Annotated in this window: 27 protein-coding genes; 13 read left to right on the top strand and 14 right to left on the bottom strand. The window is 60.2% G+C overall.

From position 1 onward, the window contains the following. Nucleotides 1-4: 4 nt before the first annotated feature. Together lnt and I6E74_RS08785 are read left to right on the top strand one after the other, a co-directional pair. Nucleotides 5-1570, top strand: a complete 1566-nt coding sequence (gene lnt, locus I6E74_RS08780; RefSeq protein ID WP_197124806.1) for an apolipoprotein N-acyltransferase — start codon at nt 5-7, stop codon at nt 1568-1570. Next, nucleotides 1563-2288: a polyprenol monophosphomannose synthase gene (locus tag I6E74_RS08785; RefSeq protein ID WP_197124808.1), complete on the top strand. Its 726-nt coding sequence runs from the start codon at nt 1563-1565 to the stop codon at nt 2286-2288. Before lnt ends, I6E74_RS08785 begins: the two co-directional genes overlap by 8 nt. On the opposite strand, the gene I6E74_RS08790 is transcribed toward I6E74_RS08785, so the two are convergent. The 4 genes from I6E74_RS08790 to I6E74_RS08805 form a co-directional block, all read right to left on the bottom strand. Continuing rightward, entirely contained in the window at nt 2289-2654 is a 366-nt protein-coding gene (locus tag I6E74_RS08790; RefSeq protein WP_197105583.1) for an RNA polymerase-binding protein RbpA, read from the bottom strand. It abuts the gene before it with no gap. Between the two features lie 144 nt (nt 2655-2798). Continuing rightward, entirely contained in the window at nt 2799-3581 is a 783-nt protein-coding gene (locus tag I6E74_RS08795) for a glycerophosphodiester phosphodiesterase family protein (protein ID WP_197124810.1), read from the bottom strand. Further along, nucleotides 3556-4470 carry an SPFH domain-containing protein gene (locus tag I6E74_RS08800; RefSeq protein ID WP_197105581.1) on the bottom strand — a complete coding sequence of 305 codons (915 nt, stop codon included), beginning with the start codon at nt 4468-4470 and terminating at the stop codon, nt 3556-3558. Before I6E74_RS08800 ends, I6E74_RS08795 begins: the two co-directional genes overlap by 26 nt. Then, nucleotides 4467-5027 carry an NfeD family protein gene (locus I6E74_RS08805; RefSeq protein ID WP_231601176.1) on the bottom strand — a complete coding sequence of 187 codons (561 nt, stop codon included), beginning with the start codon at nt 5025-5027 and terminating at the stop codon, nt 4467-4469. The genes I6E74_RS08800 and I6E74_RS08805 overlap by 4 nt, the downstream gene beginning before the upstream one ends. Nucleotides 5028-5093: 66 nt before the next feature. Between I6E74_RS08805 and I6E74_RS08810 the strand changes: the two genes are divergently transcribed. Genes I6E74_RS08810 through I6E74_RS08825 form a run of 4 tightly spaced genes read left to right on the top strand, consistent with a single transcriptional unit; the run spans nt 5094 to nt 7336 of the window. After that, nucleotides 5094-5870 (top strand): SDR family oxidoreductase, encoded by a 777-nt coding sequence (locus tag I6E74_RS08810; protein WP_197124812.1) that lies wholly within the window; start codon nt 5094-5096, stop codon nt 5868-5870. A 10-nt stretch (nt 5871-5880) separates the two neighbouring features. Next, complete coding sequence (locus I6E74_RS08815) at nt 5881-6333, top strand: NUDIX hydrolase (protein ID WP_197124814.1); 453 nt, start codon at nt 5881-5883, stop codon at nt 6331-6333. Continuing rightward, the gene (locus I6E74_RS08820) at nt 6333-6818 is read left to right on the top strand and encodes a heme-binding protein (RefSeq protein WP_197124816.1); all 486 of its coding nucleotides are present in this window, start codon (nt 6333-6335) and stop codon (nt 6816-6818) included. Before I6E74_RS08815 ends, I6E74_RS08820 begins: the two co-directional genes overlap by 1 nt. Before the next feature lie 35 nt (nt 6819-6853). Beyond that, nucleotides 6854-7336 carry a hypothetical protein gene (locus I6E74_RS08825; protein ID WP_197124818.1) on the top strand — a complete coding sequence of 161 codons (483 nt, stop codon included), beginning with the start codon at nt 6854-6856 and terminating at the stop codon, nt 7334-7336. A gap of 136 nt (nt 7337-7472) precedes the next feature. On the opposite strand, the gene I6E74_RS08830 is transcribed toward I6E74_RS08825, so the two are convergent. The 7 genes from I6E74_RS08830 to I6E74_RS08860 all read right to left on the bottom strand — a co-directional run bounded on the left by I6E74_RS08830 (nt 7473) and on the right by I6E74_RS08860 (nt 16581). After that, complete coding sequence (locus I6E74_RS08830) at nt 7473-8132, bottom strand: carboxymuconolactone decarboxylase family protein (RefSeq protein WP_197124820.1); 660 nt, start codon at nt 8130-8132, stop codon at nt 7473-7475. A gap of 133 nt (nt 8133-8265) precedes the next feature. Continuing rightward, nucleotides 8266-9048 (bottom strand): SDR family oxidoreductase, encoded by a 783-nt coding sequence (locus I6E74_RS08835; protein WP_197124822.1) that lies wholly within the window; start codon nt 9046-9048, stop codon nt 8266-8268. Between the two features lie 112 nt (nt 9049-9160). Next, nucleotides 9161-10159, bottom strand: coding sequence for a zinc-dependent alcohol dehydrogenase family protein (locus I6E74_RS08840; RefSeq protein ID WP_307784433.1), 999 nt, complete (start codon nt 10157-10159; stop codon nt 9161-9163). 107 nt (nt 10160-10266) lie between these two features. Next, complete coding sequence (locus I6E74_RS08845) at nt 10267-11658, bottom strand: NAD-dependent succinate-semialdehyde dehydrogenase (protein WP_197124824.1); 1392 nt, start codon at nt 11656-11658, stop codon at nt 10267-10269. Nucleotides 11659-12172: 514 nt separating this feature from the next. Continuing rightward, nucleotides 12173-12376: a hypothetical protein gene (locus I6E74_RS08850; protein WP_197124826.1), complete on the bottom strand. Its 204-nt coding sequence runs from the start codon at nt 12374-12376 to the stop codon at nt 12173-12175. Nucleotides 12377-12472: 96 nt separating this feature from the next. Continuing rightward, on the bottom strand, nt 12473-15424 hold the full coding sequence (locus I6E74_RS08855) for a lamin tail domain-containing protein (protein WP_197124828.1): 2952 nt from the start codon (nt 15422-15424) through the stop codon (nt 12473-12475). 221 nt (nt 15425-15645) lie between these two features. Further along, on the bottom strand, nt 15646-16581 hold the full coding sequence (locus tag I6E74_RS08860) for a LysR family transcriptional regulator (RefSeq protein WP_197124830.1): 936 nt from the start codon (nt 16579-16581) through the stop codon (nt 15646-15648). A 54-nt stretch (nt 16582-16635) separates the two neighbouring features. Between I6E74_RS08860 and I6E74_RS08865 the strand changes: the two genes are divergently transcribed. Genes I6E74_RS08865 through I6E74_RS08875 form a run of 3 tightly spaced genes read left to right on the top strand, consistent with a single transcriptional unit; the run spans nt 16636 to nt 18228 of the window. Continuing rightward, entirely contained in the window at nt 16636-16917 is a 282-nt protein-coding gene (locus tag I6E74_RS08865) for a hypothetical protein (protein ID WP_197124832.1), read from the top strand. Nucleotides 16918-16972: 55 nt separating this feature from the next. Next, a complete protein-coding gene (locus I6E74_RS08870; RefSeq protein ID WP_197124834.1) occupies nt 16973-17935 on the top strand; it encodes a hypothetical protein in 963 nt (320 codons plus the stop codon). Continuing rightward, entirely contained in the window at nt 17932-18228 is a 297-nt protein-coding gene (locus I6E74_RS08875; RefSeq protein ID WP_197124836.1) for a transcriptional regulator, read from the top strand. The genes I6E74_RS08870 and I6E74_RS08875 overlap by 4 nt, the downstream gene beginning before the upstream one ends. Here the strand turns inward: I6E74_RS08875 and I6E74_RS08880 are convergent. Both I6E74_RS08880 and I6E74_RS08885 read right to left on the bottom strand, forming a co-directional pair. Further along, a complete protein-coding gene (locus I6E74_RS08880; protein WP_197124838.1) occupies nt 18225-19913 on the bottom strand; it encodes a hypothetical protein in 1689 nt (562 codons plus the stop codon). The genes I6E74_RS08875 and I6E74_RS08880 overlap by 4 nt on opposite strands. 68 nt (nt 19914-19981) lie before the next feature. After that, nucleotides 19982-20884: an ATP-binding cassette domain-containing protein gene (locus tag I6E74_RS08885; RefSeq protein WP_197124840.1), complete on the bottom strand. Its 903-nt coding sequence runs from the start codon at nt 20882-20884 to the stop codon at nt 19982-19984. Nucleotides 20885-21044: 160 nt separating this feature from the next. Between I6E74_RS08885 and I6E74_RS08890 the strand changes: the two genes are divergently transcribed. Beyond that, entirely contained in the window at nt 21045-23435 is a 2391-nt protein-coding gene (locus I6E74_RS08890) for an excinuclease ABC subunit UvrA (RefSeq protein ID WP_197124841.1), read from the top strand. A 36-nt stretch (nt 23436-23471) separates the two neighbouring features. Here I6E74_RS08890 and I6E74_RS08895 read toward each other — a convergent pair whose 3' ends face one another. After that, a complete protein-coding gene (locus I6E74_RS08895) occupies nt 23472-23876 on the bottom strand; it encodes a VOC family protein (protein ID WP_197124843.1) in 405 nt (134 codons plus the stop codon). 227 nt (nt 23877-24103) lie between these two features. Between I6E74_RS08895 and I6E74_RS08900 the strand changes: the two genes are divergently transcribed. Genes I6E74_RS08900 through I6E74_RS08910 form a run of 3 tightly spaced genes read left to right on the top strand, consistent with a single transcriptional unit; the run spans nt 24104 to nt 26141 of the window. Next, the gene (locus I6E74_RS08900) at nt 24104-24520 is read left to right on the top strand and encodes a DUF805 domain-containing protein (RefSeq protein WP_197124845.1); all 417 of its coding nucleotides are present in this window, start codon (nt 24104-24106) and stop codon (nt 24518-24520) included. Nucleotides 24521-24573: 53 nt separating this feature from the next. Then, nucleotides 24574-25503, top strand: a complete 930-nt coding sequence (locus I6E74_RS08905) for a YHYH protein (protein ID WP_231604855.1) — start codon at nt 24574-24576, stop codon at nt 25501-25503. Next, a complete protein-coding gene (locus tag I6E74_RS08910; protein WP_197124847.1) occupies nt 25500-26141 on the top strand; it encodes a DUF305 domain-containing protein in 642 nt (213 codons plus the stop codon). Before I6E74_RS08905 ends, I6E74_RS08910 begins: the two co-directional genes overlap by 4 nt. Nucleotides 26142-26164: the final 23 nt, after the last annotated feature.

The following is a 26164-nucleotide window of genomic DNA, read 5'->3' on the forward strand; positions in this document are numbered from 1 at the left end:
CGTGATGCCCGATAAACCCGTTGCTGTGCTGCCCTTCTGGGCTGCAATTGTGGTTGCCGTGGCATCCGGTCCTATTCTGGATGCAGGATTCCCCGACAAGAGCGTCTGGCCGATGACCTTTGTCGGCATCGCGCTCGTGCTCATCGCCCTTCGCGGCCGGAGCTCCCGTGGGGCGTTTCTCGTCGGCTTCCTTGGCGGTTTCGCGTTCTACCTGACGCACATTTCTTGGGCATCTCTCTTTCTGGGCCCCGTGCCGATGCTGGCACTCTCGTTTCTGGAGTCGCTGTTCGTCGCGCTCGGCGGGCTCGCAATCACGTTGGCCTATCGCTGGTTGCCGCGCGCGTTTGGAGCGGGATGGGGAGCAACGTTGGGCCTCGCCGTCGTCGTTTCGGGCCTCTGGACGGCGCGCGAAGCCTGGATGAGCGTGTGGCCCTATGGGGGCTTCTCCTGGGGCCGCGTGGCTCTCTCTCAGTCGGAGAGCCCATTTGCAGCACTCTTCCCGTGGCTCGGCGTCTCCGGCGTCAGTTTCGTGATGGTCCTTGTTGTCGCGCTTTCTCTTGCCGCTGCCGAATACACCTGGCGCCACTACCGCGAACTTCCCTTGGATGCACGCGCTCAACACGTCTCACGGGCGCTGCGTACTGCTTTCGTGCCGGTCGCTGTTTTCGCGATCCTCGTGAACGCGCCCTCATGGCACGCGACTCTCGATGGAACACTCCGCGTCGGGGCCGTCCAAGGCAACGGAAAAGCTGCCTATTTCGACGAGCGCGACCGCGGTGATCTGCTCCAGGCGCAACTCTCCGCCACCGAGCCGCTCTACGGCCAAGACCTCGATCTCGTGGTGTGGCCCGAGGGCGGCACTGATCTCTCGCCGCTGAGCAATAGTTACGCGGCAGCAGCCTTCGACTACGTCGTCGATAACGCCAACGCACCGCTGATTTCCGGCGACATCACCGAGCGTGACGGAAACATCTACAACAGTCAGTTGTTGTGGATGCCGGGGGAGGGCGTCGTCGATATTTACGACAAGCGCCATCCCGTTCCCTTTGGCGAATATGTCCCCAACCGCGAAATCTGGGAACAGTTTGCGCCCGATCTCATCGGACTCATTGGGCGCGACTATTCGATCGGCAGTACCGATATGGTCTTCGATGTGAATGGTGTCACTCTCGGCGTCAACATCTGTTTCGACATCGTCGACGACCAGATTCTTACGGAGTCCGTCGAAGAGGGCGCTCAGCTCATCATCGCGTCCTCCAACAACGCGGATTTCGGGCACACCGATGAGAGCGCCCAACAGCTGGCGATGGCCCGCATTCGCGCACTCGAACTCGGCCGTAGTGTCGTGAACATTTCGACCGTCGGGTTGAGCGCCATCATCGCCCCCGACGGAACCACAATTGCTGAAGTGCCGTGGTACACGGCGGCCACCATGGTTGAAGACGTGCCGCTCTCCACCAGCATCACGCCGGCGGTTGTCTGGGGTCGCGAGCTTGAGTGGCTCGTGTCAGGAATTGGACTCGGCGCACTCATCGTCGCAGCAGTTGCCGGTCGGAGAAAAAATGCCTAACGTCGTCGTGGTCGTCCCGACCTATAACGAGATCGAGAACATCTCCTCGATCGTTGGTCGGCTCCGGCAAGCAGTGCCACGAGCCCACGTGCTGGTGGTCGATGATTCCAGCCCCGATGGCACGGGGGAGCGGGCCGAAGAACTCGCCGCCGCCGATCCGGGCATCACTGTGCTGCACCGCGCCAAGAAAGAGGGGCTCGGCAAGGCCTACCTCGCCGGCTTTGCGCTGGCCCTTGAGCGCGGTTATGACTACATCGCGGAGATAGACGCCGATGGTTCCCATGACCCGTCTGACCTTCCGGCGATGATTGCTCTCGCCAAAGCAGGCAACGATCTTGTCATCGGTTCCCGCTGGGTACCCGGCGGTTCCGTCAAGAACTGGCCATGGTTTCGGCACACCATCTCGCAAATGGGAAACGCCTACGCCCGTACGGTGCTGCACTCCGACATCCGGGACATCACGGCAGGGTTCAGAGTGTTTCGCGCGAGCGCGCTGCGAGAGCTAGGCCTCGACGGCGTCTCGTCGCAGGGCTACTGCTTTCAAGTAGAAATGGCTTGGAACTTGGAACGTGCGGGCTACCGAGTGGCGGAGCATCCGATCACATTCGTTGAGCGCTCAACAGGCCGATCAAAAATGCATGCAGGAATTGTTGCAGAGGCACTGTTCAGGGTCACCGGCTGGGGAATAGCGGCGACCCTGAAAACAGTACGTCGTTAGTTAGGCGCCGATCTTTTGCTGGCCGCGACGGGCACGCAAGAAGTCGAGACGCTCTTGGAGAAGTTCTTCTAATTCGGGGCGGGTGCGACGTTCGAGAAGCATGTCCCAGTGGCTACGGGGAACCTTCACGTCGACCTCATCAAGTTCTACCAGCTCGCCGTTGTCATCGAGGAGTGTTCCTTCGTGACCCGTCTTGGCGTCAAGCCACTGCTGGGGAACTTCGGCGTCAGACGAAAACATCACTTCAAATGTGGTGCCGTCGGCCGCCTTGTATACGCTCTTTTTCCGCGGGGAAAACTCGACACCCTCTTCGCTCTGTAAGCTCTGGGTACCAAGTCTCATGCCGCGCAAGCTGCGATCTGCCATCGTGTGGCCTCCTTCAATTCGCGGTTTCTACAAGTAATAAACCCTCTTGCTGAACGTATGCTTCCAAGGGCGCACTGTTCACAGCGACTTGTCAGCATTTGCCAACATTTTCGCTGCCCAGAAGTGGAGTGTGCGCTGCCTTGATCAGGCGCGCGATTTCACAACTTCGAGGGCGAGGTCTGCTCGATCGGTGACGATTCCATCGACACCGAGGTCGAGCAGGTGACGCATTCGCTGCGGTTCATTGATCGTCCAGACGTGCATCTCGAGTCCGAGAGTGTGCACGCGGTCGATCATCCGCTGAGTGGTCACACGCAACCCTAGTGCCTTCTCGGGTACTTGGATGGCAACCAGTCCGCTGAGGACACGGCGAACGGCGGGCGAAATTCCGGTCTTGGCGCTGAGTAGCGCCAGAATGAAACGTCGAGCGGATGCCGAACTCGCCACTCCTGGCAATTGTTCGGCTGTGGCGGCACGGCGGGCTTCATCGAATGAGGTCACGAGCACCCGATCAATCGCGTGGATGTCGCGGATCGCGCGCGCGGTGGGAAGCACAGCGCCTTTGTTCTTGACGTCGATATTGAAGCGAGTCTCGGGAAAGGCATCAAGAGCCTCTCCCAACGAGCAGAAGCCTTGGCCCTCGCCCAGATCAATTCGCCGCAACTCTGTCATCGTGAGCTGATCGACCATGATGTTCCGGCCGGCGACGCGAGTGAGACTCGGGTCGTGAGCGACCACCGCTACACCGTCGAGACTGACGTGAACATCCGTCTCGATGTATTGCGCACCCGCCGCGACAGCTTTCGCGAACGCGAGGAGCGTGTTCTCGGGTGCTTCCACCGCAAGCCCCCGGTGCGCAAGCACACGGGGACGTGCGGGGGAGAGGAACGACGAGTTGGCGCTAACGCGCGACTGGTCCTTTGCCACTAAAGAATCCTTCACCAATGCCCTTGAGCGCTTCCGTCAGTTCAGACGGGATAATCCACATCTTGTTGGAATCACCTTCTGCAATCTTAGGCAGCGTCTGGAGGTACTCGTACGCCAGCAACTTCGGATCTGGGTCGCCCTCATGAATCGCAGCGAAGACAGTCTTGATCGCAGCAGCTTCACCATCAGCACGGAGCACAGCAGCCTTAGCTTCACCCTCAGCCTCAAGGATCGCTGCTTGGCGCGAACCTTCCGCTTCGAGAATTGCGGCCTGCTTGGTGCCCTCGGCGGTCAGTATCTGCGCACGGCGGTCACGCTCGGCACGCATCTGCTTTTCCATCGAGTCTTGAATCGAGAGGGGCGGGTCAATGGCCTTGAGTTCGACGCGGCCCACGCGAATTCCCCACTTGCCTGTTGCTTCGTCGAGAACAACGCGCAGTTGCGAGTTGATGTTGTCGCGGCTCGTGAGTGCCTGTTCAAGGTTGAGGCCACCGACGACGTTTCGCAGCGTCGTGGTCGTCAACTGTTCGACAGCCCCGAGATAGTTGCCGATCTCGTAGGTGGCGGCACGGGCATCCGTTACTTGGAAGAAGACGACGGTGTCGATGGAGACGACGAGGTTGTCTTCGGTGATAACGGGCTGCGGTGGGAACGAGACGACCTGTTCACGCAGATCGATGAGGGGCAGCATCCGGTCGATAAAAGGAACAAGGATGTTGAGGCCAGGCAGCAAAGTCTTGCGGTACTTGCCGAGGCGTTCGACAACTCCGGCACGCGCCTGCGGAACAATGCGGATTGCACGGAACAACGTGACGATCACGAAGATCGCCAGAACGACGAGCAGAATAATCACAAAGATCTGGCCTATGAAGCCAGCGGGATCAGTCACTTTTCTTCCTTTCTCGGCGATTTTTTGGTCGCACGAGGTTGAGTGGAGCCGGGTTTGGCAGATTCAAGGACTATGACGGCGATGGCACCTTCGATATCGGTGACCGAAACACGTTTGCCGACGGGAACCGCTGACGGTGGCGAGCTGTCTCCAATGCGGGCAGTCCAGGTTTCGCCGTTGTCGAGTTTCACTTCGCCAATGCCATTAGCGAAGGGGCCGGTAACGCGACCGCCGAGCTCAAGGAGAGCGTCGAGGTTGCTCTTTGCGGGGTCGGCTCCCTTTTCAAGATTCATCAGCAACACCGGCCTGATAGTGAAGATCAGAAGGCCAGAGATCGCTGCTGCGAGAGCAATCTGGATGTACCACGGCCAGCCGAGAAGGTTGGAGCCGAGCCCACCGATGAGGGTGCCCGCGGAGATCATAAGGAACGTGAATTCGAGAGTCATGACTTCGATCACGATGAACAACACGACGAGGGCAAGCCAGAGAATCCAGAGGTACTGGGTCAGATCAATAAGCATTGTTCCGGCGCCCTTCATCGTTGCGCGGTTCGACAAATCTTCAGTCTCGACGCTAGCACTTACCTCACTGCACAGCACGGCATTGACCGCTAAAGTCGTAGGGTGAACAGCGATAATTCGAATCCTCTGGCAGCCCACTCGCTCGATGGCGCTCGCGCGCTCATCACTGGTTCTTCGCGGGGGATCGGCGCCGATACGGCCGCCTACTTCGCCGAAGCGGGCGCCCGCGTCGCCGTGAATTACCGCAACAAAGAGGCTCGCGCCCTCAAGCTTGTTGCTCAGCTCAACGAGACTGACGGTTCGGCGATTGCCATTGGCGCCGACCTCACTGACCCCGAGACTGTTTCTGCCCTGTTCGAGACGGTGAAGACTGAGTTCGGCGGGCTCGAGATTCTGGTGCTCAATGCCTCCGGCGGCATGGAGGGTGGCATGGCTGAGGACTACGCCATGCAGCTCAACCGCGACGCTCAAGTCAATTTCTTGAAGACCATGATGCCGCTGTTGCACGAAGGATCACGCGTCGTTTTCGTGACAAGCCACCAGGCGCACTTCATCCGCACCGTTGAGACGATGCCCGAGTACGTTCCGGTTGCTCTCAGCAAGCGTGCTGGCGAAGATGCGCTCCGCGAACTTATTCCCGAGCTTGAGGCTAAGGGCATTGGCTTCGTCGTTGTCTCGGGCGACATGATCGAGGGAACCATCACGGCGACGCTGCTGCAGCGCGCCAACCCTGGAGCGATCGAGGCTCGCAAAGAGGCTGCTGGCCGCCTGTACAACGTGAGCGAATTCGCCGCCGAGGTTGCCGCAGCCGCCGTTGAGCCTGTGCCGGAGAACAACACTCGCTACGTCGGCGACGTCTCAGACTTTCTCACCAAGTAACGAGCTGCGGATGCCGCTCAACCGAGCCACCAGTCGAGTGCTGCTGTTCGACCGGGAGCAACGCTTTTTGCTCTTTCTGACGAAAGCACCGGACACAAGCGGTGTCGCGCGCTGGCTGACGCCGGGTGGTGGCGTGGACCCGGGGGAGTCTCATCATGAGGCCGCGGTTCGCGAGCTCGAAGAAGAAACCGGGCTTGTTGTTGAAGATCTCGGTGCGCCCGTGTGGTCGCACGACTTCGCGGTGGAGTGGAATGACGCTGATCACGACACCGGCCACGCCGAGTTCTACCTCGCTCACACAGATACCTTCGAGCCGTCGCAAGAACAATGGACGGCCGAAGAACGCGTCGACGTTTTGGCGCACCGGTGGTGGACCATTGATGAGTTGGCCGCCACCTCCGATCGCTATGAACCCGCTGAGCTTGTCGGGGTCATTCGAACGCAACTCCAGGAGATGAATTGATGAGCCGTCCGCTGCCGCACTACTCGGTGCCTGATGTTGAGTACTTGAACGAGATTGAGTTCGACAACATCACCAATGATGATGCTGTGGCGCTGGGGCTGATTGCCGTGCAGGTCATTCAGGAATGGGATCTCAACCTCGCGGTAGAAATTGTTCTCCGCGGTGATGTTGTCTTCAAGGCGAAACTGAAGTCGACAAATGCAGATAACGACCCTTGGCTGGCGGGAAAAGCTGCAGTTGTAAACCATTTCGGCGAACCTTCGCTCTTGGTCAAGCTGCGTCACCTCGCTGCCGGTGCGCCGTTTGAGGAACGAACGGATGTCGACCACGACATATACAAGGCTCACGGTGGCTCGATTCCGCTCTGGGTAGACGGCGCCATTATCGGCACAATGACCATGTCGGGGGAGCCTGACGCTATCGATCACGAAGCCGCTGCTGAGGCGCTGGCGAGGTTCGTTAGCAGCCGCAATCCGAGTTTCTAGGGTCATGACGACGTGAGTACAGGTGGGGGAGCGTCATGAGCGCTGTACGCAGCTGGCTTTACGTTATTTCTGCTGCGGCCGCCATTGTGGCGATGCTGACCGGGTGCACCGGCGCCCCAGGGTCAGGCGTCGAAGTCGGAGTTCACACGCCGAACCCCACAAACACGGCTAGAGATTCCGTTATGTCAGAAACTCCAGAATTGCTGGCATTCGACGCTGAGGGCGAAGCTGTCTTGGCGACGAGCACCAATGCCGGCAGCTCTATCGATGTGTCGCCATTCATCCCCACGACCGGACGAATCGCAGTGTATTCAGATTGTGTCGGCGCTGGCCGCATGACAGTGTCGATCGGCGACGTTGCACAGTCTTCTCACGACTGTCGCGAAAACTCAGATGACGCAGTCCACACAGACGAGATGGACATCGATGCCAACGGCAGCTACTCAGTTGCGGTGACGACCGACAACCAACAGCCCTGGACCGTGACGGTCGTTGCGCTGCCGCCTGTGCAACTCTGACTCGTGTCGCCCCTCTCCGCGACGTATCGGGTATCCGATAATGCACATTATGTCAGCTTGCCTGAATTGGGAGCACCACACGCTTGAGCGGCCCCCTCTTGCCACAACGCCCAGCCCTCGACGCCCAGCCAGACCTCTAGCCGCGGTGAAAGGTGATCGGCGGCTGATGTCTCGCCAGCGAGAACAGCGCACGAATGACCGCAACGGGCACGACGACCCACGCTCCGAGAATGGTCCCTATCTCGTACGTCACGCTACTTCCAGGATGTGGGCTTCCCTTCAGGCGTGCACGCAAGGAACTCAGAGGGATACCGACGGCATTCCCCCACATCATCATTCGAGTAGCGCCGAGAACGCCGAGCGCCTCCTCGCGGCCGTAGAACTGCACCAGCTGATCCCAGGCATCCTCATCGGGATGCCCCTCGGTATCCGCATAGTGTTGAGCAAACCCGATCCCAGCGAGCTCCCGGTCAGGCGCTCCTTGCGTGACGCCACCGAGAAGATCGCGAACTTCGCCCGGATCGATCCCAGCATCCAGTGCAAACTTCGCGTGCCCGTAAGCGCACAGCGCGCAACCGTTCACTTCGGTTACCGCGAGCATGATTCGGGATGTGCGCTTCTCCCCCACAGCCTTTCGAAATTTGCGGAAGTATCGAAACGTCACAGTGGCATCGTGAGTGATCTGGCAAATATCGCGCAGAGAGAAACGTCGATTCGCGCGCATCGACCAGACGTCAAAGGGCGCTGCCGATCCCTGAAACTCGTTGGTACTCGAGTGATGCCTGGTCTCAGCCATCCTGTAGCCCTCTTTCTTAGTCCGACACGGCGTCGGCTTAACTAACGCTCCACACAGTATACCCCCTAGGGTATTTTGCTCGCGAAAAAAAGGGGAGCGGATGACGGTTCGCGCCACCCACTCCCCTGCCTATTTAGTACTTATATGACTGACCGCCATCGATGGGCAGAACGGTCGCGTTGACGTAACTCGCGTCATCGCTCAGCAGGAACGCCACGACTGCGGCGATCTCGGGAGCTTCACCGAAGCGTTTCGTCGGGTTGCCCTGGATGAATTGCTCGGCGGCTCCACGCGGGTTCTCAGCATCCAGTTGCTTCATCGAGTTTTCCACCATGGGCGTCCAGATGGCGCCCGGAGCAATGGCGTTGATCCGGATGCCGTGCTCAGCGTATTCAATACCCGAGTTGCGGGTGAGCCCCACAACGCCGTGCTTGGCCGCGGCGTAACCGGACTGGTTTCCGATTCCACGGATGCCGCCGACGCTGGCCGTGTTCACGACCATGCCGGATCCCTGTTCACGCATGATCTTAAGAACCTTCTCGAGACCCAAGAAAACGCCACGCAGGTTGATGGCAACGACCTTGTCGAACTCCTCTGCGGAGAAGTTCTCCGTGAGGTTCTGCTTGCCTTCGATGCCAGCGTTGTTGAAGAAGCCATCGATGCGCTCAAAGCGAGCGATCGTCTCTGCTACGTAGCGGTCGACATCCTCTTCCTTGGAAACGTCAGCAACGACTGTCAGCACCTCGGCGTCAGGAGCAGCTTCAGCCACTGCTTTCACCGAGTCAGCCAGGCCAGCCTCCGAGATGTCGACGAGCGACAGCTTCGCGCCTTCCGAAGCAAGACGAACGGCAGCGGCACGGCCGAGGCCGGATCCCCCACCAGTGATGAGAATGACACGATCTGAGAAGCGATTCATGAGTAACCTTTCGAGTGGAGACTAATCTTTATGCAAGTTTGACTATACGGTTCGAAGCTGAGCGCGGGCTCAACGGATGACAATGATGCCGTGAGCAAAGCAGGGTCTGGACCTACGGCATCGTAATGACGATGGAGCCCGATGCGTGGCCGCTGCGGAGATCTGAAATCGCTGTGTCGACGTTCTCGAACGGATACGTAGTGACCGTCGGGCGGATCGCTAAGTTGTGGGCAAGAGTGAGGAAAGCTGCGCCATCGGCACGGGTATTGGCGGTCACCGTGCGCAAATCTCGCTCGTTAAAGAGGGCAGCCTGATAATTCATGGCAGGAATGTCAGTCATATGGATGCCCGCTAGCACCACCGTTCCGCCACGTTTCGTCGCGGCTAGCGCTACCGGCACGAACTCCCCCACCGGTGCAAACACAATTGCGGCATCCAGTTCGTCTGGCGGTTCTTCGGTTTCGTCGCCGACAAATGCCGAACCGATACTTCGCGCCAAGTCTTGGTTTGCCACACCACGGGTCATCGCGTAGATCGTCGCACCGGCGGCCTGAGCAATCTGAGCGGTGATATGGCCGCTCGAACCATAGCCATAAATTCCGAGCTTTCCGCCATCGGGCAATGCCGCTCGGGAGAGCGCCCGGTAGCCAATGATGCCGGCACAGAGCAACGGTGCGACCTCAATCGCATTGACGTTGGCAGGCAAGAGGTAGGCGAACGCTTCGGGAACAGTGGCGTATTCGGCGAAACCACCATCAGCATCCCACCCGGTGTATTCGGAGTTGGGGCAGAGGTTCTCGCGCCCACTTCGGCACCACTCGCAGACGCCGCACGTGCGTCGAAGCCAAGCGACTCCGACGGTGTCGCCGACATTCAGTTGTTTCACTTGGTTGCCAAGGGCAACCACCGTACCCACTATCTGGTGACCCGGCGTTATGTGAGACGCGTGGGTTTGAAGTTCTTGGTCGACCACATGAAGATCAGTGCGGCAGAGCCCGCACACGATCACTCGCACGACGACTTCATCGGGATGAGGGAGAGGTTTCGGCTTCGAACCGAGACTGATGGTTCCTGGCGACTCTCCTGTGCTCCACGCCTTCATCTGTTCCATTGGATGCTCCCACTTCGCGATTCAGAGTGGGACGCGCTCACACGAGTTCCCACTCGTTTGATCGGACGGCCAGCCCACGGACCGGAGCTGGCCACCCGAGGTAGGGATCAGAACGCCGCGTTAATGTCCACGACGTCGATGACCTTTTTGTTTACGAATTCTTGAATACCGAGGTTGGTCAGTTCGTGACCGTAGCCAGAGTGCTTGACACCACCGAAGGGAATGTCGGCCTTCACCATTGTCGGGTGGTTGACGTAGACCATGCCCGTGTCGATCTTCCTGGCGACCTTTTCACCGTTAACGGTGTCCTTCGTGAAGACGGAACCTCCCAAACCAAAGGGTGAATCGTTGGCGACAGCGATCGCCTCGGCTTCATCCTTGACGCGGATAACGATGGATACCGGCCCGAAGAACTCTTGGTAGTAGCACGGGTTCTTCGAGTCCATCTCGGTGAGGATCGTCGGCTGGTAGAACGCTCCGTTCGATGGCACGGGGGCACCGAGGGTTTCGGCCTTCGCTCCCCCAGCGATCGCGTCCTTAACCTGACCTGCGAGCTTGTCGGCAGCAGCCTGAGATGACAACGGTGCAAGCGCCGTTGTCGGGTCCATCGGGTCGCCTGCCTTCAACGCTGCAACACCGGCACGATACTTCTCAAGGAACTCATCGAAGACCGCATCGACCACGATCATTCGCTTCGCCGAAACACAGACCTGACCGGCGTTCCAGTGGCGACCGAACACGGCCCACTCGACTGTCTTATCCATATCAGCGTCCTCAAGAACAACGAATGCGTCGGAGCCACCGAGCTCGAGGGTGCTCTTCTTGACTGCTTTCGCCGCGTAGGCGGCGATAATCGAGCCCGCTTCTTCGCTCCCCGTGAGCGCTACGCCGCGAACGCGCGGGTCAGCGATCACGTGCTCAGTGAGGTTGTGCGGAAGAAAAAGGTTCTTGAATCCGCCGGCAGGAAGTCCGGCGCGCGCAAACAGGTCATCGAACATCGCCGCCGACTGAGGAACGTTGCTCGCGTGCTTGAGCAAGATCGTGTTGCCTGCCACCAACTGCGGTGCCGCAACACGAACAACTTGGTAGTACGGGAAGTTCCAGGGCTCGACGGTAAGGAGAACGCCAAGCGGCTCATTCACAATCTCGACTTCACCTTCCGCGGCATACGCGACCGGAACCTTCTCCGTCTCGAGCAATGCGCCACCACGTTCCGCGTAGTACTCGAGGATGTCGGCCGACAGATCCACCTCAGCCTCAGCCTCGGCGATCACCTTACCCATCTCCAAGGTGAGCAGCTCCGCGTAGCGACGCTTATCCGCGCGCAGCAGTTTCGCTGCTTTGGCGAGCACCTCCATCCGAGTTGAGTAAGGAGTTTCACGCCAAGACAGGAACGCTTGATGCGCCGCCGTGATGGCCTCGTCGACTTCCTGAACCGTTGCATCGGGGAACGTCGCGACTACTTCATTCGTATACGGGTTAATGGTTTGGTACGCCATTGTGGGGATCCTTTCGTGTGTTGTTTATTGCGGGGCGGGAACGCTGCGGCCAATCAGGTCGCGGGAACCAGCACGGGTGGAAACCGGAAGACGGCGCGCACGTCGCCGAACATCCCGACCAGTTCGGTCGGGACGAGAGCGGCCGCCGGCGCGGCGAGAAGGGACCGCGGATCAGCTTTCGCGGACTCTATACGAGGGCCTACGCGAAGCGCTAAAACTGGGGCGGCGAGTGTTGCGGTCATAACATTCCTCTGGCGATAGCGAAAGATATTCGCTGCCGAGGACTGGAGCAACAGAAGCTACGCTACTCCTCACCGCCACCGACTTTTTCCAGTTTCGGTAAATTGCCAGAAAAAACGTGCTGAGGTTTCTCCGCGCCTTTACGGCGCCGCGAAAGGGCACAAAAAAAGACTCGGCGTGCCGAACCGGTTTCCCGGATACGGACTCACGTCGAGCCTGGCCGTACAGGGCGCTGTCCCACCCGTAGTTGCTTAGTGTGCTACCACTTCTCTTCTCAGTCGCGTGGCCCATCCTCCGAATTGAGTTCATGCTCGTCATACACCGGGGACACTTCGCGGAGCTCCGAGCCTTCGGGCGCTCCCTCCTTCGCGAAAGGAACTACTGGTTCGCCAGCGACGGCATCGTTGGTCACCAGCTCATCGGCATCGATTGCGTCATTCGGATACTCGAATCCGGAGTCGGTGGAATCTGAATTCATGGTGCGGCCTTCCTCAGTAAAGCGATTGCCCGCGAGTGACCTCGCGCGTCTGTGTCTATTGAACGCCGCTAGGGAGCCAGAAACAAGCGCGATTCTTTACCGGGACGAAACGCCCGCCTCGCGGCGACGGATCATGACCATCGCGAATCCAGCGATGAGGATCATCAACGGCAGCTGAATCGGTAGCGCTGACCCTGAACCGGTGAACGCGAGCGAACCAGGTTCCAGTGCAGTGATCGTGATATCGGCCCAACCGATCAACGAGCCATCTGTCGCGGTGACTACCAACCGGTGAGCACCGGGTGACAGCGCTAATGGAATGGTTGCTGAGACGGTGCCGGCGGCGCTGACTGTAGGCGATCCCAGCAGAGTCGGCGTGGAGTAGATCCACGTGTTCACGACAGTGCCAGCAGGTGACGCGCCCATAGCGATCGTGATCGTTTCGCCCGGCTTGGCCCGAGCCGGGGCTGTGATCGAACCTCGGGCCGCCTCTACGAGGCTCGCGGCCGGCACTGCAACGGGAGTCGTCGGCGTGGTTGGGTCGGTCGGGTCGGTCGGGTCGGTTGTCACGGTGCAGTCGATGGTGCCTGACCGCAGCGCGATGCCGCGCGTGTTCGAGTCATCCGACCAGTAAACGTTTGTAGAACCGGAGACACACTCCGAGTGCGGCACCACAGCGAAGCCCTCGTTGTTGAGGTTCGACATGCCAGAGGGACGCTCAAAGACAGTGGCGACTTCGAACGAACCCTTGGCGGCACCATCCCGGGTGATCTCGAGGAGTGCGCTGCGTCCCTCACACGTGTCGTCGCAGACGGCCCAAAGCGCACCCAGCGCGGCATCGAACTCGAGCTCCATCACACCAACGAAACCACTCTCGATCGTCGCAACGCGCTGAAACGAGCCGGAGGTTTGGTCGAGGGCGTAGGCGTAGATCGCGCCGTTCGCTTCGAGACCAACGAAGAAGAGTCCGTCACCGTGATCTGCGTACGTCGCGGGGCTATAGAGAGCGTTAGTGCTTTCGTCGACGAATCCTTCAGCCACGAGGTAGCTGTCGGGAATCCACGCGATGCCCTCGAGCCCCGAGTTTGCTGCAATAACCGGCAGGTCGGCCGTGAGGTTCCATTCCTGGCTAGCCGTCAACTCGGATGCTGCTCCCGAGACGTCGTAACGAAGAATCGTTGGGCGGCTCACTGCGCTGTTGGAGTTGTCCCGCTCACTCGCGATGAAGACACCCCCGGAGGCTCCGTGCGAGGTAAGCGCAACTCCTTCGGCATCCACATCACCGGTTCCATCGGAGTAGTGCAGGCGCTTGCCATCGCTCCACGAGTCGCTCGTCGCAGGCACCCAGTTAGCTCCGTCAAAGACGAGCTTGTAGAGCGAGCCTGGCCCGTTCTTGGCAGCCCACAACACGTCTCCAGAAGGCGCGGCTTCGAAAGCGAGCCCGCTCATATTGTCACTGAACGCGTCCAGTTCGTTGACCGCAGTGATGGTCGAGCCGCCCGGCCACGGCGAGGTTTCGAGTTCGCCAACGCAACTGTTCGCAGCGCCCTTGGTCGATGCCTTCGATGTCTCGAAGTCGCCCGTTCCGTCGGGGCAGCGCGCGTAGGTTGTAGCGGCGTGCGAAACCCACTCGTAGCTATCCACGAGCGTCACACCGTCAGGGCTGAAAAGTCGTGCCGAATCTCCCCCGCCGAGCCCGAAGTCAGGCTCGACCGCGAGATAGTCGCCCGCGGCGATCGTCGTGCCGGCAGCGAAAGTATGGACATGGCCGTCGTCGTTGTCTTTCAGTATGAAGCCCGAAACATCCACTGCATGAGAGCCGTTGTTCTTGAACTCGACCCAGTCGCTCGAGTCACCCGTCGACTCAACTTCGTTGATGCGGATTGGCGCACTGCAGTCGTTCGCGAAACCCTTCGTTGAACTCGTCGTGTCGCCGAAATCAGAGCCGCACAGTCCGAGCGTTGTCGTCGAGTGACCACTCCAGCTGTGTGAATCAATGAGGGTGACACCGTCGGCAGCGAAGACTCGCACGGAGTCGTTGGAGCCAAGCCCGAAGCTCAAAGTGGGCTGGTCAACGACGTAGAACGCGCCCGCAGCAATCGAGGTGCCCGCGGGAATTGATGCGGCGTGGCTGTCATTGTCGTCCTGAATAATCCAGCCGGAGATGTCGACCGCGCTGCTGCCGCTGTTGACGAGTTCGACCCAGTCGGTCGCGTCACCGTTCGATTCGATTTCGTTAATGCGCACGCCCGGGAGTTCAGCCGCACCACAATCGTTAGCGGCACCCCGTGTCGTGCTGTTCGTCGTCGCGAACTCGCCGACACCGTCCGGGCAACGACCGTAGCTGCTGCTCGCGTGGGTGGCCCAGCTGTAGCTGTCAATCAGCGTCGTTCCGTCGACCTGGAAGACGCGCGCGGCATCCGAACTGCCTAAGCCGAACGATGGCTCGAACGCATAGAAGGCGCCGGGCTCGATCGTCGTTCCACTCGGAATCTGGTCGGTGCGACTGTCCTTATCATCCTTGAGCACGAGGCCCGAGATATCAACAGCAAAGTCCGAAATGTTCGTGAGTTCGATCCAATCAGCAGCCTCACCGCTCGATTCGATCTCATTGATTCGCACCGCGGCATCCGCAGTGATCTCGCAAGCGTTCGCCGCGCCCTTGGTCGAAGCCACCGTGTCGCGGAACTCCCCGGTACCGTCTGCGCAACGCCCATAGGTGACCGCAGCGTGTCCGTCCCAGGCGTACGAATCGACCAGAGTCACCCCGTCGGCAAGAAAAACCCGCGCGGTGTCTGCCTTGCCAAGTCCGAAGTTGTCTGGGTTAGCGTCATCGTTCACGTCGACCGCCAGGTACCCGCCAGCCAGAATCGCAGAGTCGGCCGGAAGCGTCAGAGTGCGGTCCTCTTTGTCATCTTTGACGACCCACCCCGAGACATCAACTGATTCTGTTCCCGTGTTAATGAGCTCGACCCAGTCGAAGTCATCGCCGTTCGACTCGACTTCGTTGATGAGGATGCTCGGCACTGCCGCTGCGATAGCAGGCACTGGGGCTCCTACCGCCGGCAGAGCTACCAGCGGTACTGCCAGAGCAAGGGAAGTGACCAGGGCGGCAAGGGGCCGTCTGCGCATGAGGAATGCCCTTCAAGGCTTCGTCGATGGATGCCCGTCCGGGTGGCGAGGCAAGCGCAGTCTTGGGGAACTGTGTAAACCGCGGGTGAACGCGAGCTAACGACGCGGTGCTCGACCGTGCGTCTGGCGCAGCCGCGTTAGTCCCTCATCGCGTCGAGCAACGACACCACAGTGGAACTACGGGGAGAATGCGGATTCCAGACTGCTTCGTAACTGATGAGCAACGGGGTTCCCTCCCGGAGCACTGGCTGGGATCGCGTGTCCGGGGAAAACTGCGATCGCGGAAGCAAAACCCCTCCCAGCCCAAGCTCGCCCCACTTCTGCAGCGTGCGGTAGCTGTCAGCCTCTCCGGCGTAACGCGACAAGGGGCGGTTCGACTCTGTGAATAGCGCCTCGGTGAATGTGGTGAGCCCACAGGCGTCACCGACCAAGACGAGCGCCTGAGCGGCGAGCGTCGAGAACTCAATCGCCTCGCCATTGCCCCGAGCGGCGCCCGACGGCAAGTAGTGCAGGGGTTCGCTCTCGAGAACGCGGTTTGCGAATTGCCCGGCAGATGCGACCGAGGGAATGAACAAGACGTCCAATTCTCGTTGCGCAAGGGCTTCTCGAAGTGGAGTCATATTGTCTTCGCGAAGGACGAGAGCGCCCAGCTGTTCGCGACTGGCTGCCTCGAGCGCTCGACCAATGAGCGACGACGCGAGGAGTGGAGACACGCCAACGCGGAGCGGTGGAGCGCTATCGCGAACACTCGCAATCTCGTGCGCGATGCTTTCCACTGAGCCCAGCATCTGGAGTACGTGGGGCAGAATCGTGCGTCCCAGCGTGGTGACCGCCACCCCACTGGGTGAGCGATCGAAGAGCTGCGTTCCAATCGTGCGCTCGAGGGACGCAATCCCCACCGACAGTGCGGGCTGGGTAACACCGAGAGAGAGTGCCGCCTGTGAGAAGGAACCGAAGTGAGCGGCGGCTCGAACATAAGCGAGCTGCACAACGGTGATCGATTCGCCATACATTTTCTTTATAGCCCCCATGATCAAGTCAGGGTTCTCGCGAACCCGATTGCTTGCAATCATAGGTTCTACGAGCCCGATGCCCACATCCGGAGCCGACTGATCAAAGGAATTATTATGGCGCAGTTACAGATCACCCTCATTGTCTCTGACGAGAACCGGGCGGCCGCGGCAGCCGTGTATGTCAAGTACAAGCAAGAGTTTCTCGACGGTGCGGCGGGGGCAACATCGAAGCACCTCCTCATCCGCTCCGAAGACGTGCAAGTACTGCACGTCTTCGACACTGCCGAAAACGCCAACGCTTACCTCGCGAGCGAGCTGTTCACGAACGATGTCGTGCGCGAACTAAGTCCGTTACTCGACGCAGTTCCCGAGGTGCGCATTTACGACGAGGTGTAGCCCCGACAACCGGGAAACGTATTCGTGCAAATCTCACTTCTGTTACGCTTTCCAGATGGAAAGTGAATCTCACGACTCCCCTAGCGCCACCGACGCGTCTCTGGCCCCGACCGGCAAAGACGCTTCTCAACTACTCGAGCAGCACGCGAGCATGAGGGACTCTGTGCAGCAGCGCGGCCCGTCGCGCGGCTTCGCGTGGTTCCAGCTCTGGGCCGGGCTGATGACTCCGATCTACATAGCGGTCTTCCTGTTCGCGTTCTCCGCGGATGCCGGCACAGCAGGCGACAATCACCCCGGTAATTTTTCTCAGACGTCGCTCCTCATCGTGCCTATCTTGGCGTTCAGCACTTTGACGATCGGCGCTCGCGAGCGATTCGGCATCCGCACTTCGCTCCCGCGACTCATCTGGATTCCGTTAGTCGCGGCGCTTGTCGGCATGGCCGCTCTCTCAGGCCTTTCGGTGTTCGACATTCCTTACCCCCGCTGGCTCATCGTACTGGTGGCCCTAACAGCGCTCATTCCGTTAGTTGTCCCTGCAGTAATTCGATTAGTGCGCACTCCTCGCCCCCATGATCAGGCGCCGGCAGCGTACGCGATGCTCAGCAGGCCCGTTCGATTTACGACTGCGATCATAGGGGCGGTTGCTGGGCTGCTGGTTACCTCCGGTACTAACGTGATCGTCGCGACGCTCGTGATGCTCGTAGCGTCCGTGGGCATCATGCTCTCGTTCGTTCTGAACGAGTCCCCCTGGACTCTGCCGCGAGCCGGCTACGAATGGGGCTGGATTCAGTGGACAGCATTCGCGCTGGCAACCAGCACGCTCTTCCTGTTCGCCGTGCTCAACCCGCTGTCGGTCACCGTCTCCCCTGCAGTTTCTGTCTTGTCAGGCATCGCAGTATTCGCGATCATGCTCGTGGCTGCTGCGCTCCCGGCACCCGTGATTGAAGAACCTGTCGATGCAGCGTCGCTCTCTGCAGTGCAGGCGCCAGCGCCAGCGCCAGCGCCGGATGCGTCATGAAGCATCCCCGCCATCAGTTGGATGACGCGTTCCTCACGCCCGTGAGGCTCTCCCTCATGGCAGCGCTCGGGCGCAGTAATGAGATTGACTTCGCCACGCTCAAGGCTCTGCTGGAGGTTGAAGACTCCGCCCTCAGCAAAGCGATCAGCTACCTAGTGGATGCCGGCTACGCGAAAGCGATCAAAGGAACGGTCGGCAAACGCCCGCGAACCTGGGTAACGTCGACAGCAGCTGGCTACCGATCGTACGAGCGGCATTTACTGGCGTTGCGCGCCATTACAAACCTCGCTTAGACGCCGCGGCGACGCAATCTCAGCCAGCCAAGCAGCACCGCTCCAAGTGCCCACAACACAAGCATCGGCATGTCTTGTTCCGAGTAGAAGTGCATTCGGTTGTCTTCGTCAAAGACTTGGTAAGAGGAATTGAGGGAAAAAATCCATGCTGCCTCAACGGGATCCGGAAACAACTGCGAGATGTTGGCGAACCACACGAACGGTGTTCGCGCGGTCGGTTCCTGCAGCCAGCTCAACAGGTACGGGAAAACAATAAAGGTTGCCGCTATGGCGAGCAAGGTTCCTGCGGCTGAACGCACGACGATGCCTACTCCGCAGCCGATCACTGCGGTAAGAACAAGGCTCAGCGTGCCGCTGATGATCGACAACGCGACGATTGGCTCTGCCAGAGAAGGAATGTAGCCCTGCCGCTGCAAGATGACCACGACTAGCGGTGCAGCAACGATGAGCGATGTGGCCATCACGATCAGCGTCGCAGTGGCCGAAACGATCACTTTCGCGAGAACCAACCGACCCCGATGGGGCACGGCAGTCAGAGCCGGGCGGATTGTTCCGGTGGAAAAGTCAGCCGTCGCAATGATCGCTCCCACGCCAGCGATGAGGAGATGGCTCAAAGTAAGCCCCGCAGCGATGCTGAAGTTCACCTGACTGAAAGTGAGCAGCTCAAGGTCGCCAGAAATTAGAGGGCTGACCTGCTGCTGCTCTGGCGTAGAGGACCCCGCCCATTGGCAGGCCAACCAGACGTTCGCTACCCAGCTGAGCGCCAGCAGCCATCTCACCGCGGGCGTACTGAAAGCCTTGAGCGATTCTGAGCGCAGCACCCCCGCAAAGCTGGAACGAAGTGGACGCTCTCGCAGCCTTCGACGCTGAAGCAGCAGTTTCCGCACCCGTTCGGCCCCAATAACGCTGTGCAGGCGTCGTCGAGAGAAGATGACGATCGATAGCCCGAGCGCGAAAACCGAAGCCACGAGCAGCGACAGAAAGCCTTCGCCCGGCGTCAGCGAGGATGCCGGGGACATGTCCGTCGCGATTGCCTGGGCTGGCTCATGCGTGGTCATCGCTTGAAGGGCTGAGGCTGGCAACCAGTCAATGAGTCGCAGACCCGCCTCGCCCGCGACAACAAGGACTAGCCTCGGCAGCAAGAACACGGTGCCGAGCACGATCAGCACCGCAACCGCTGTGGACCGTGACACCGCAGCGGCAGCGATACCCAGAATCGCGAACAACACACTGCCCCCGGCGACACTCAGAATCACGACGGTCGTCTCACGCAGCGAAGCAGCAAGGTAGCCACGCGAATCGAGTGTGACGAACGCGATCCACGCTGCGGCGGACGACCCGGTGATACTTGTGAGAAAAGCGAGCACCATTGCCGGAGCAACCTTGGCCACGATCAAAGCCCACCGTCGTGGCACAGCAGTCAACGAGCCGGAAAGTACATCAGCCGCATATTCGGAACTCATCGCAATGACGCCCAGAATGGCAGCAAGAAACGCCACCGGCAGGGCGCTCAATGCGATTGCTTCGAACAGTATGGGAGTGCCGTCGCGCTGGGCTAACTCATCCGTATAGACAGGGACAGGGAGCACTCGTACAGCCCCGAGAACGATGGGAAGCAGAACCAGCGCGGCCACAACGCCGCGCGTCGCGATCAGCGACCACAATTTTACTCCTTCGGACCGCATGAGTCTCCACGCCGCCCGCGGGACCGCGAATCCGCCCCGCGCCCGGTTAGCAGCAACCGCGCGCACCGCTACGAACCTGTCCGATATTCGACACTTGAGTCAGTGAGCTGCCGATAGGTGTCTTCGAGAGAGTCAATCTGAGTTCGCAATTCAGAGAGTGGGATGCCGAGACGAGCAGCTACATCGCCAACCTCAGCTGCGCTCAGGCCTTCGATAGTGAGCGCGTCTGCCTGCGCTTCTACGCGTGCGCCGAGGGTAGTAAGCGGCGCGATGAGCTCATTCGCGCGCCCAGAACGCAGCAAGACTCGTTCAGCGCCATGGAGACGAGCAAGTTCCGTGAGCGGAGAATCCGCGAGCACCTTCCCTCGCCCGACAATCACGACATGGTCAGCAGTGAGCGCCACCTCGCTTATCAGATGGGAGGAGAGCAGCACTGTTCGGCCCTCCGCCGCGAAGCCCCTCACCAATTCTCGAAACCAGATCACGCCGTCGGGATCGAGGCCGTTCACGGGCTCATCGAACACGAACGCGGCAGGATCACCGAGCATGGAAGCCGCGATGCCGAGGCGTTGCCGCATTCCGAGCGAATACCCACCGACGCGACGAGAGGCCACAGCGCTGAGCCCCACCTCCTCGAGCACAAATTCCACGCGTTCGTTGGGTATCCCATGGGTGAGGGCCAGCGCCCTGAGATGGTCAAAGCCGGTGCGCCCCGGATGCGCGTTGCGGGCATCCAGTAGAGCACCAACCTGAAACATCGGGTCCTTGATGCGCCCATAGGCCTCCCCTCCAACCAGAGCTACACCGGTTGTCGCGGTTTCAAGGCCGAGCAAGATGCGCATCGTCGTGGTCTTACCAGAACCGTTCGGCCCCAGAAAACCGGTTACTCGTCCAGGCTCAGCGGTGAAACTCAGGTTGTCCAGCGCGAGCTTGCCGCCGAAACGCTTCGAAAGGTGGCGAAACTCAATCAACCGCGGCCCCTATCGTGACGGATCATCATCTTAGATTCCCACAGCGAGAACCGGAACACTAGAGTCTCCGTGCAATCGCCTGAACACTCGCAATAATGGTCACAAGCATCCGCGATATCGCAGTGCCGCGACATCCGCACCTCCAGGGAGGCACCCCAAAATGGCCAGCACGAGCACCCCCGACTCCCCCAGCGCCCACGCGGCGGATCGCCACGACCTGATTCGGGTGCGCGGCGCTCGCGAGAACAATCTCGCTGATGTGAGCGTCGACATCCCGAAGCGCCGGCTCACGGTCTTCACAGGAGTCTCGGGCTCTGGCAAGAGTTCGCTTGTCTTTGGCACGATCGCGGCAGAGTCGCAGCGGATGATCAACGAGACGTACAGCGCGTTCCTTCAGGGCTTCATGCCATCGCTCGCACGCCCCGACGTCGATGTGCTGGAGGGCCTCACGACGGCGATCATCGTTGACCAAGAGCGCATGGGCTCGAACGCTCGCTCCACTGTCGGCACAGCGACCGATGCCAATGCCATGCTGCGCATCGTGTTCAGCAGGCTCGGCGATCCCCACGTGGGGTCGCCGCAGGCGTTCTCATTCAACGTGGCGTCCATCTCGGGCGCCGGCGCAGTCACCTTCGAGAAGGGCGGCGTCACTACCAAAGAGCGGCGCGAGTTCAGCATCACTGGCGGAATGTGCCCCACGTGCGAAGGCCGCGGCACCGTCAACGACATCGATCTCACTCAGCTCTACGACGACAGCAAGTCGCTCGCCGAGGGCGCGCTCACCATCCCGAACTACACCGCCGATGGCTGGATGGTGCGCATCTTCACCGAGTCAGGCTTCCTCGACCCCAACAAGCCCATCAAGAAGTACACCAAGACGGAGCTGCACGACTTTCTCTACAAAGAGCCGGTCAAGGTCAAGATGCAGGCGATCAACATGACCTACGAGGGTTTGATCCCCAAGATTCAGAAATCGATGCTGTCGAAAGACCGCGAAGCGATGCAGCCGCACATCCGTGCCTTCGTCGATCGGGCAGTCACGTTCACGGCCTGCGCCGATTGCGGCGGCACCCGACTCAACGAGGGCGCTCGAGCATCCAGGATCGCCGGCATCAATATTGCGGATGCCTGCGCCCTGCAGATCAGCGACCTCGCCGAGTGGGTGCGTGGCCTGAAAGAGCCCTCCGTCGCGCCCTTACTTGAAGCGCTACAGCAGACCCTCGACTCGTTCGTGGAGATCGGCCTCGGCTACCTCTCGCTCGACCGGCCCGCTGGCACGCTCTCGGGCGGTGAAGCCCAACGCACCAAAATGATCCGCCATCTCAGTTCGTCGCTCACCGACATCACCTACGTCTTCGATGAACCCACCATTGGCCTCCACCCGCACGATATTCAGCGGATGAATGAGCTCCTGTTTCGCCTGCGCGACAAGGGCAACACCGTGCTCGTCGTTGAGCACAAGCCCGAAACGATCTCGATTGCCGACCACATCGTCGACCTCGGACCAGGTGCCGGCACTGAGGGCGGTCAGATCTGCTTCGAGGGTAGCTTCGCCGACTTGCGCCAGAGCGATACCGTCACCGGCCATCACATCGACGACCGGGTCTCGGTCAAGACTGAAGTGCGATCCCCCACCGGTGTGATGGAAATCCGCGGCGCCGACACCCACAATCTCAAGAATGTGGATGTTGATATCCCGCTCGGCACTCTGGTCGTAGTGACGGGCGTTGCAGGCTCCGGCAAGAGCTCCCTTATCCATGGGTCCGTCGTGCCCCGCGACGGCGTTGTTTCCGTCGATCAAGCTGCGATCAAGGGATCTCGTCGCAGCAATCCCGCGACATACACCGGGCTCCTCGAACCCATCCGCAAAGCGTTCGCGAAGGCCAACGGGGTAAAACCTGCGCTGTTTAGCGCCAATTCCGAAGGCGCCTGCCCCAACTGCAATGGCGCCGGCGTAATTTACACCGACCTCGGCGTCATGGCCACTGTCTCCACTCCGTGTGAGGTGTGTGAGGGCAGGCGCTTTCTGGCCTCGGTGCTGGACTACAAGCTCGGCGGGCGTGACATCAGTGAAGTGCTCGGGATGTCCGTTGCCGAGGCCGAAGCCTTCTTCGGCGAAGGCGAAGCCCGCACTCCCGCCGCCCACACCATCCTCGACCGACTCGTTGATGTCGGGTTAGGCTACCTGCGCCTCGGCCAGCCGCTCCCCACTCTCTCCGGCGGCGAACGGCAGCGCCTCAAGCTCGCGACCCAGATGGCCGACAAGGGCGATGTTTATGTTCTGGATGAACCGACCACCGGGCTGCACTTGGCCGATGTCGAGCGACTCCTCAGCCTGCTCGACCGGCTCGTCGATTCGGGAAAGTCCGTGATCGTCGTTGAACACCATCAGGCAGTAATGGCCCATGCAGATTGGATCATCGATCTCGGTCCCGGTGCCGGCCACGACGGCGGAAACATCGTGTTCGAAGGCACGCCAGCGGATCTCATCGCCGCGAAATCGACACTCACGGGTGAATACCTCTCGGCGTATGTGGGCGACCGCAGCTAGGGAAAACTTCGAGTTCACCACGCAAGCGGCAGAAAGCTACCAGCTATAGATTCTCGGAATGATGGCGTGCCGCACCGACTCGTCGGGGCCCGGAAAGACAACCATGACTGGCAGATGGTCGGGGTCACGGCCCTCAACGACTTCGAAGTCATCGAGTCGTTCGCGACGAACATGCACCGACTCACGTCGCAGAGCCTCTTCACAACGCTCGAATTCCTCCAAGCTTTCTGCGCTCCAAATGAGGTACTGGATGCCAACAGAGCCGAGAACGCGACTCGGTTGGGCATGCTTGCCGCGAAGGTAGAGTTCGTAGTTCTCGGGGCCGACAAGCAGAGCCGCCGACTCGTCAAGAATTGAGCAGGTGAGTCCGAGGAGATCGCAGTAGAACGTGACCGATCGATCGAGATCCGAAACAAATGTGACGGCGGATGTGAGACGCACGCTAGCTCCTTGCCGAACAACCCTGAGCGTCGCCGGCTGGCGTGCTCGCTCTGGCGGTTGACGCGAACGCCAGCAAGTCATTCCTTATTCACGGTACGCTCACGACGCTCGAGCGGGGGCATTCTTCACCTTTTCCTCAGGAAGCGTCCAGATTGCGGCTCGCAGTAAAGCGCGATCACCCCCGAAAGCCGTACCCTTGAGTCACGCCACCTAACCGGGGAGAGATCGTGACATTCTTTGAGTCCATCGCCACCGTATTCCGCAAATACGCGGATTTCACCGGGGTTGCTAGTCGCCCCGAATATTGGTGGTTCGCGCTGTTCTCCTTTATTACGTCCGGAATCGCTGCGTCGCTCGACCCGAGCAGCGGCAACGATTTTGGCCACATGGGATCCAACTTCGGGTATTCGGTGGGGCTCAGCACCGCATGGTCGCTCGCGCTCCTTATTCCTCAGCTCGCCGTCACTGTGCGCCGCCTCCGCGACACTGGCCGCAATTGGACCAACATTTTCTGGCTCCTCGTGCCTATTGCTGGTGCCATCGTTCTGATCGTGTTCCTGACTCAGCCGAGCGTGACGCAATCGGGTGAGACGCAGCAGGCTGCTCCCGGGCATGTTCCCCCGCAGATCCCAGAAGTTTCATAAAGAATCCATAGAGTCTTCCGCCAGCATGGGCCTCCTCACGATCAGGAGAGACCATGAATCGACTTGTTAAAACCATGGCCACAGCTAGCGTGCTGGTTATGGCGCTCGCCGGTTGCACTACAGCCTCGAGCACTGAGATAGAAACCGCTGAAGCGAGCCCCGAAGCGACTGCCACAGCCGCTGAGACCGCCTCAACTGCCACTTTTGCGGCCTCCACGGGTGATTGCGACGCCATGGCCGCGACCTTCCGAGACGTCGAAAGCGCGAACGCTGACCTCGCGGATCCCGAACTCACGGCAGTCTGCGATGGTGACACCCTCACGATCAGCAGCAACAGCATCCCCGACTATCTCTACATCGCGACCACACCAGGATCGCCCAAAGTCTCCGAACTGACCATGACGATCCCGGTCACCCCCACCGAAGCAGACGAGCCAAGCGCTGTGCCCTATCTTGGTGCCCTCGGCGTCGCGGTCAACGGAGTACCGATCTACGGGCCTACAGAAGGCACCGGCGGAGATGTGCAGTCCCTCGAGGGTGCCCTTTCGGTCTGCGGCAGCCACAGCGGTCCAACCGACTTCCACATCCATTGGTTTGGCTACGCGGATGGTGTCGATTGTCTCTATGACGCTGACGAGGTAGAAACCGGCGAATCACTCGTCGTGGGCTGGGCCGCTGACGGCTACCCCATCATGTCCGGAATCGTGTGCTCGGATGACGAGTGCAGTGAAACGACTCAGCTCACGAGCAGTTGGGAACTCACCGACGAATCACAATTCGCCACCGACACCTGGGCCGCCCACAGCTATGTCGAAGGCTCTGGCGACCTCGACGAATGCAACGGACGTGTCGACAGCGACGGACAGTACCGTTACTACGCCACGACCACATTCCCCTACTTCCTCGGCTGCTACCACGGTGATGTTGCGGATGACGCTCTGAGCGGCAACAACGCCGCCGCTCCCGGTGGCGGCCCGGCATGATCACGGCGACAGAGCGTGCGCCAGGTGCGATGAACCCCGCCCGCCGCAGCTTTCTCGCGTTCGGGATACTCGCCGCAGCCGGCTCAGCGCTCGCCGCCTGTACGACCTCTACCGCTACCGTTACCGAGGGCGCAAGCGCCGCCGAAGAAACGCCCAGCGACACTGATATCGGCTTCTTTAAAGACATGGCGTTGCACCATGAGCAGGCCCTCGCCATGTGCCAGCGCGTGATCGGACGCAACAATGGCGACTCTGTTCAAGCACTGGCCGCCGACATCCTGCAAAATCAATCGTTCGAGCGAGGAGTGATGCACACCTGGCTTACCGTGTGGGGCGAGAGCACTGCGCCTCCCGAGACAGTGATGGCATGGATGGGGATGGAAATGCCGGCCGCCGATATGACCGGGCTCGCGACCGACGAACAAATGACCTCCCTTTCCACCACCACCGGGATGGCGCAGGGCCGACTGTTTCTGAACCTCATGCGCGCCCACCACGTCGGCGGCGTCCACATGGCCGCTTATGCGAACGAACACGCCGCCGTGAGCACTGTGCGAGCAACCGCTGAACGTATGAATGTCATCCAAACGTATGAAATCGGCATCATCGATCAGCTACTCTCAACCAGCTATCTTTAGCCGGGCGTTCTCTTTCGCGGTGA

This window comes from Salinibacterium sp. SWN139, from assembly GCF_015864625.1.
GTDB lineage: Bacteria > Actinomycetota > Actinomycetes > Actinomycetales > Microbacteriaceae > Rhodoglobus.

Bases quoted from the DNA above. Each gene is read 5' to 3' on its own strand.
- lnt (WP_197124806.1), top strand. From the start codon at position 5: ATGCCCGATAAACCCGTTGCTGTGCTGCCCTTCTGGGCTGCAATTGTG.
- I6E74_RS08785 (WP_197124808.1), top strand. From the start codon at position 1,563: ATGCCTAACGTCGTCGTGGTCGTCCCGACCTATAACGAGATCGAGAAC.
- I6E74_RS08790 (WP_197105583.1), bottom strand. From the start codon at position 2,654: ATGGCAGATCGCAGCTTGCGCGGCATGAGACTTGGTACCCAGAGCTTA.
- I6E74_RS08815 (WP_197124814.1), top strand. From the start codon at position 5,881: ATGCCGCTCAACCGAGCCACCAGTCGAGTGCTGCTGTTCGACCGGGAG.
- I6E74_RS08820 (WP_197124816.1), top strand. From the start codon at position 6,333: ATGAGCCGTCCGCTGCCGCACTACTCGGTGCCTGATGTTGAGTACTTG.
- I6E74_RS08825 (WP_197124818.1), top strand. From the start codon at position 6,854: ATGAGCGCTGTACGCAGCTGGCTTTACGTTATTTCTGCTGCGGCCGCC.
- I6E74_RS08830 (WP_197124820.1), bottom strand. From the start codon at position 8,132: ATGGCTGAGACCAGGCATCACTCGAGTACCAACGAGTTTCAGGGATCG.
- I6E74_RS08835 (WP_197124822.1), bottom strand. From the start codon at position 9,048: ATGAATCGCTTCTCAGATCGTGTCATTCTCATCACTGGTGGGGGATCC.
- I6E74_RS08840 (WP_307784433.1), bottom strand. From the start codon at position 10,159: ATGGAACAGATGAAGGCGTGGAGCACAGGAGAGTCGCCAGGAACCATC.
- I6E74_RS08845 (WP_197124824.1), bottom strand. From the start codon at position 11,658: ATGGCGTACCAAACCATTAACCCGTATACGAATGAAGTAGTCGCGACG.
- I6E74_RS08850 (WP_197124826.1), bottom strand. From the start codon at position 12,376: ATGAATTCAGATTCCACCGACTCCGGATTCGAGTATCCGAATGACGCA.
- I6E74_RS08860 (WP_197124830.1), bottom strand. From the start codon at position 16,581: ATGATTGCAAGCAATCGGGTTCGCGAGAACCCTGACTTGATCATGGGG.
- I6E74_RS08865 (WP_197124832.1), top strand. From the start codon at position 16,636: ATGGCGCAGTTACAGATCACCCTCATTGTCTCTGACGAGAACCGGGCG.
- I6E74_RS08870 (WP_197124834.1), top strand. From the start codon at position 16,973: ATGGAAAGTGAATCTCACGACTCCCCTAGCGCCACCGACGCGTCTCTG.
- I6E74_RS08875 (WP_197124836.1), top strand. From the start codon at position 17,932: ATGAAGCATCCCCGCCATCAGTTGGATGACGCGTTCCTCACGCCCGTG.
- I6E74_RS08880 (WP_197124838.1), bottom strand. From the start codon at position 19,913: ATGCGGTCCGAAGGAGTAAAATTGTGGTCGCTGATCGCGACGCGCGGC.
- I6E74_RS08890 (WP_197124841.1), top strand. From the start codon at position 21,045: ATGGCCAGCACGAGCACCCCCGACTCCCCCAGCGCCCACGCGGCGGAT.
- I6E74_RS08905 (WP_231604855.1), top strand. From the start codon at position 24,574: ATGAATCGACTTGTTAAAACCATGGCCACAGCTAGCGTGCTGGTTATG.
- I6E74_RS08910 (WP_197124847.1), top strand. From the start codon at position 25,500: ATGATCACGGCGACAGAGCGTGCGCCAGGTGCGATGAACCCCGCCCGC.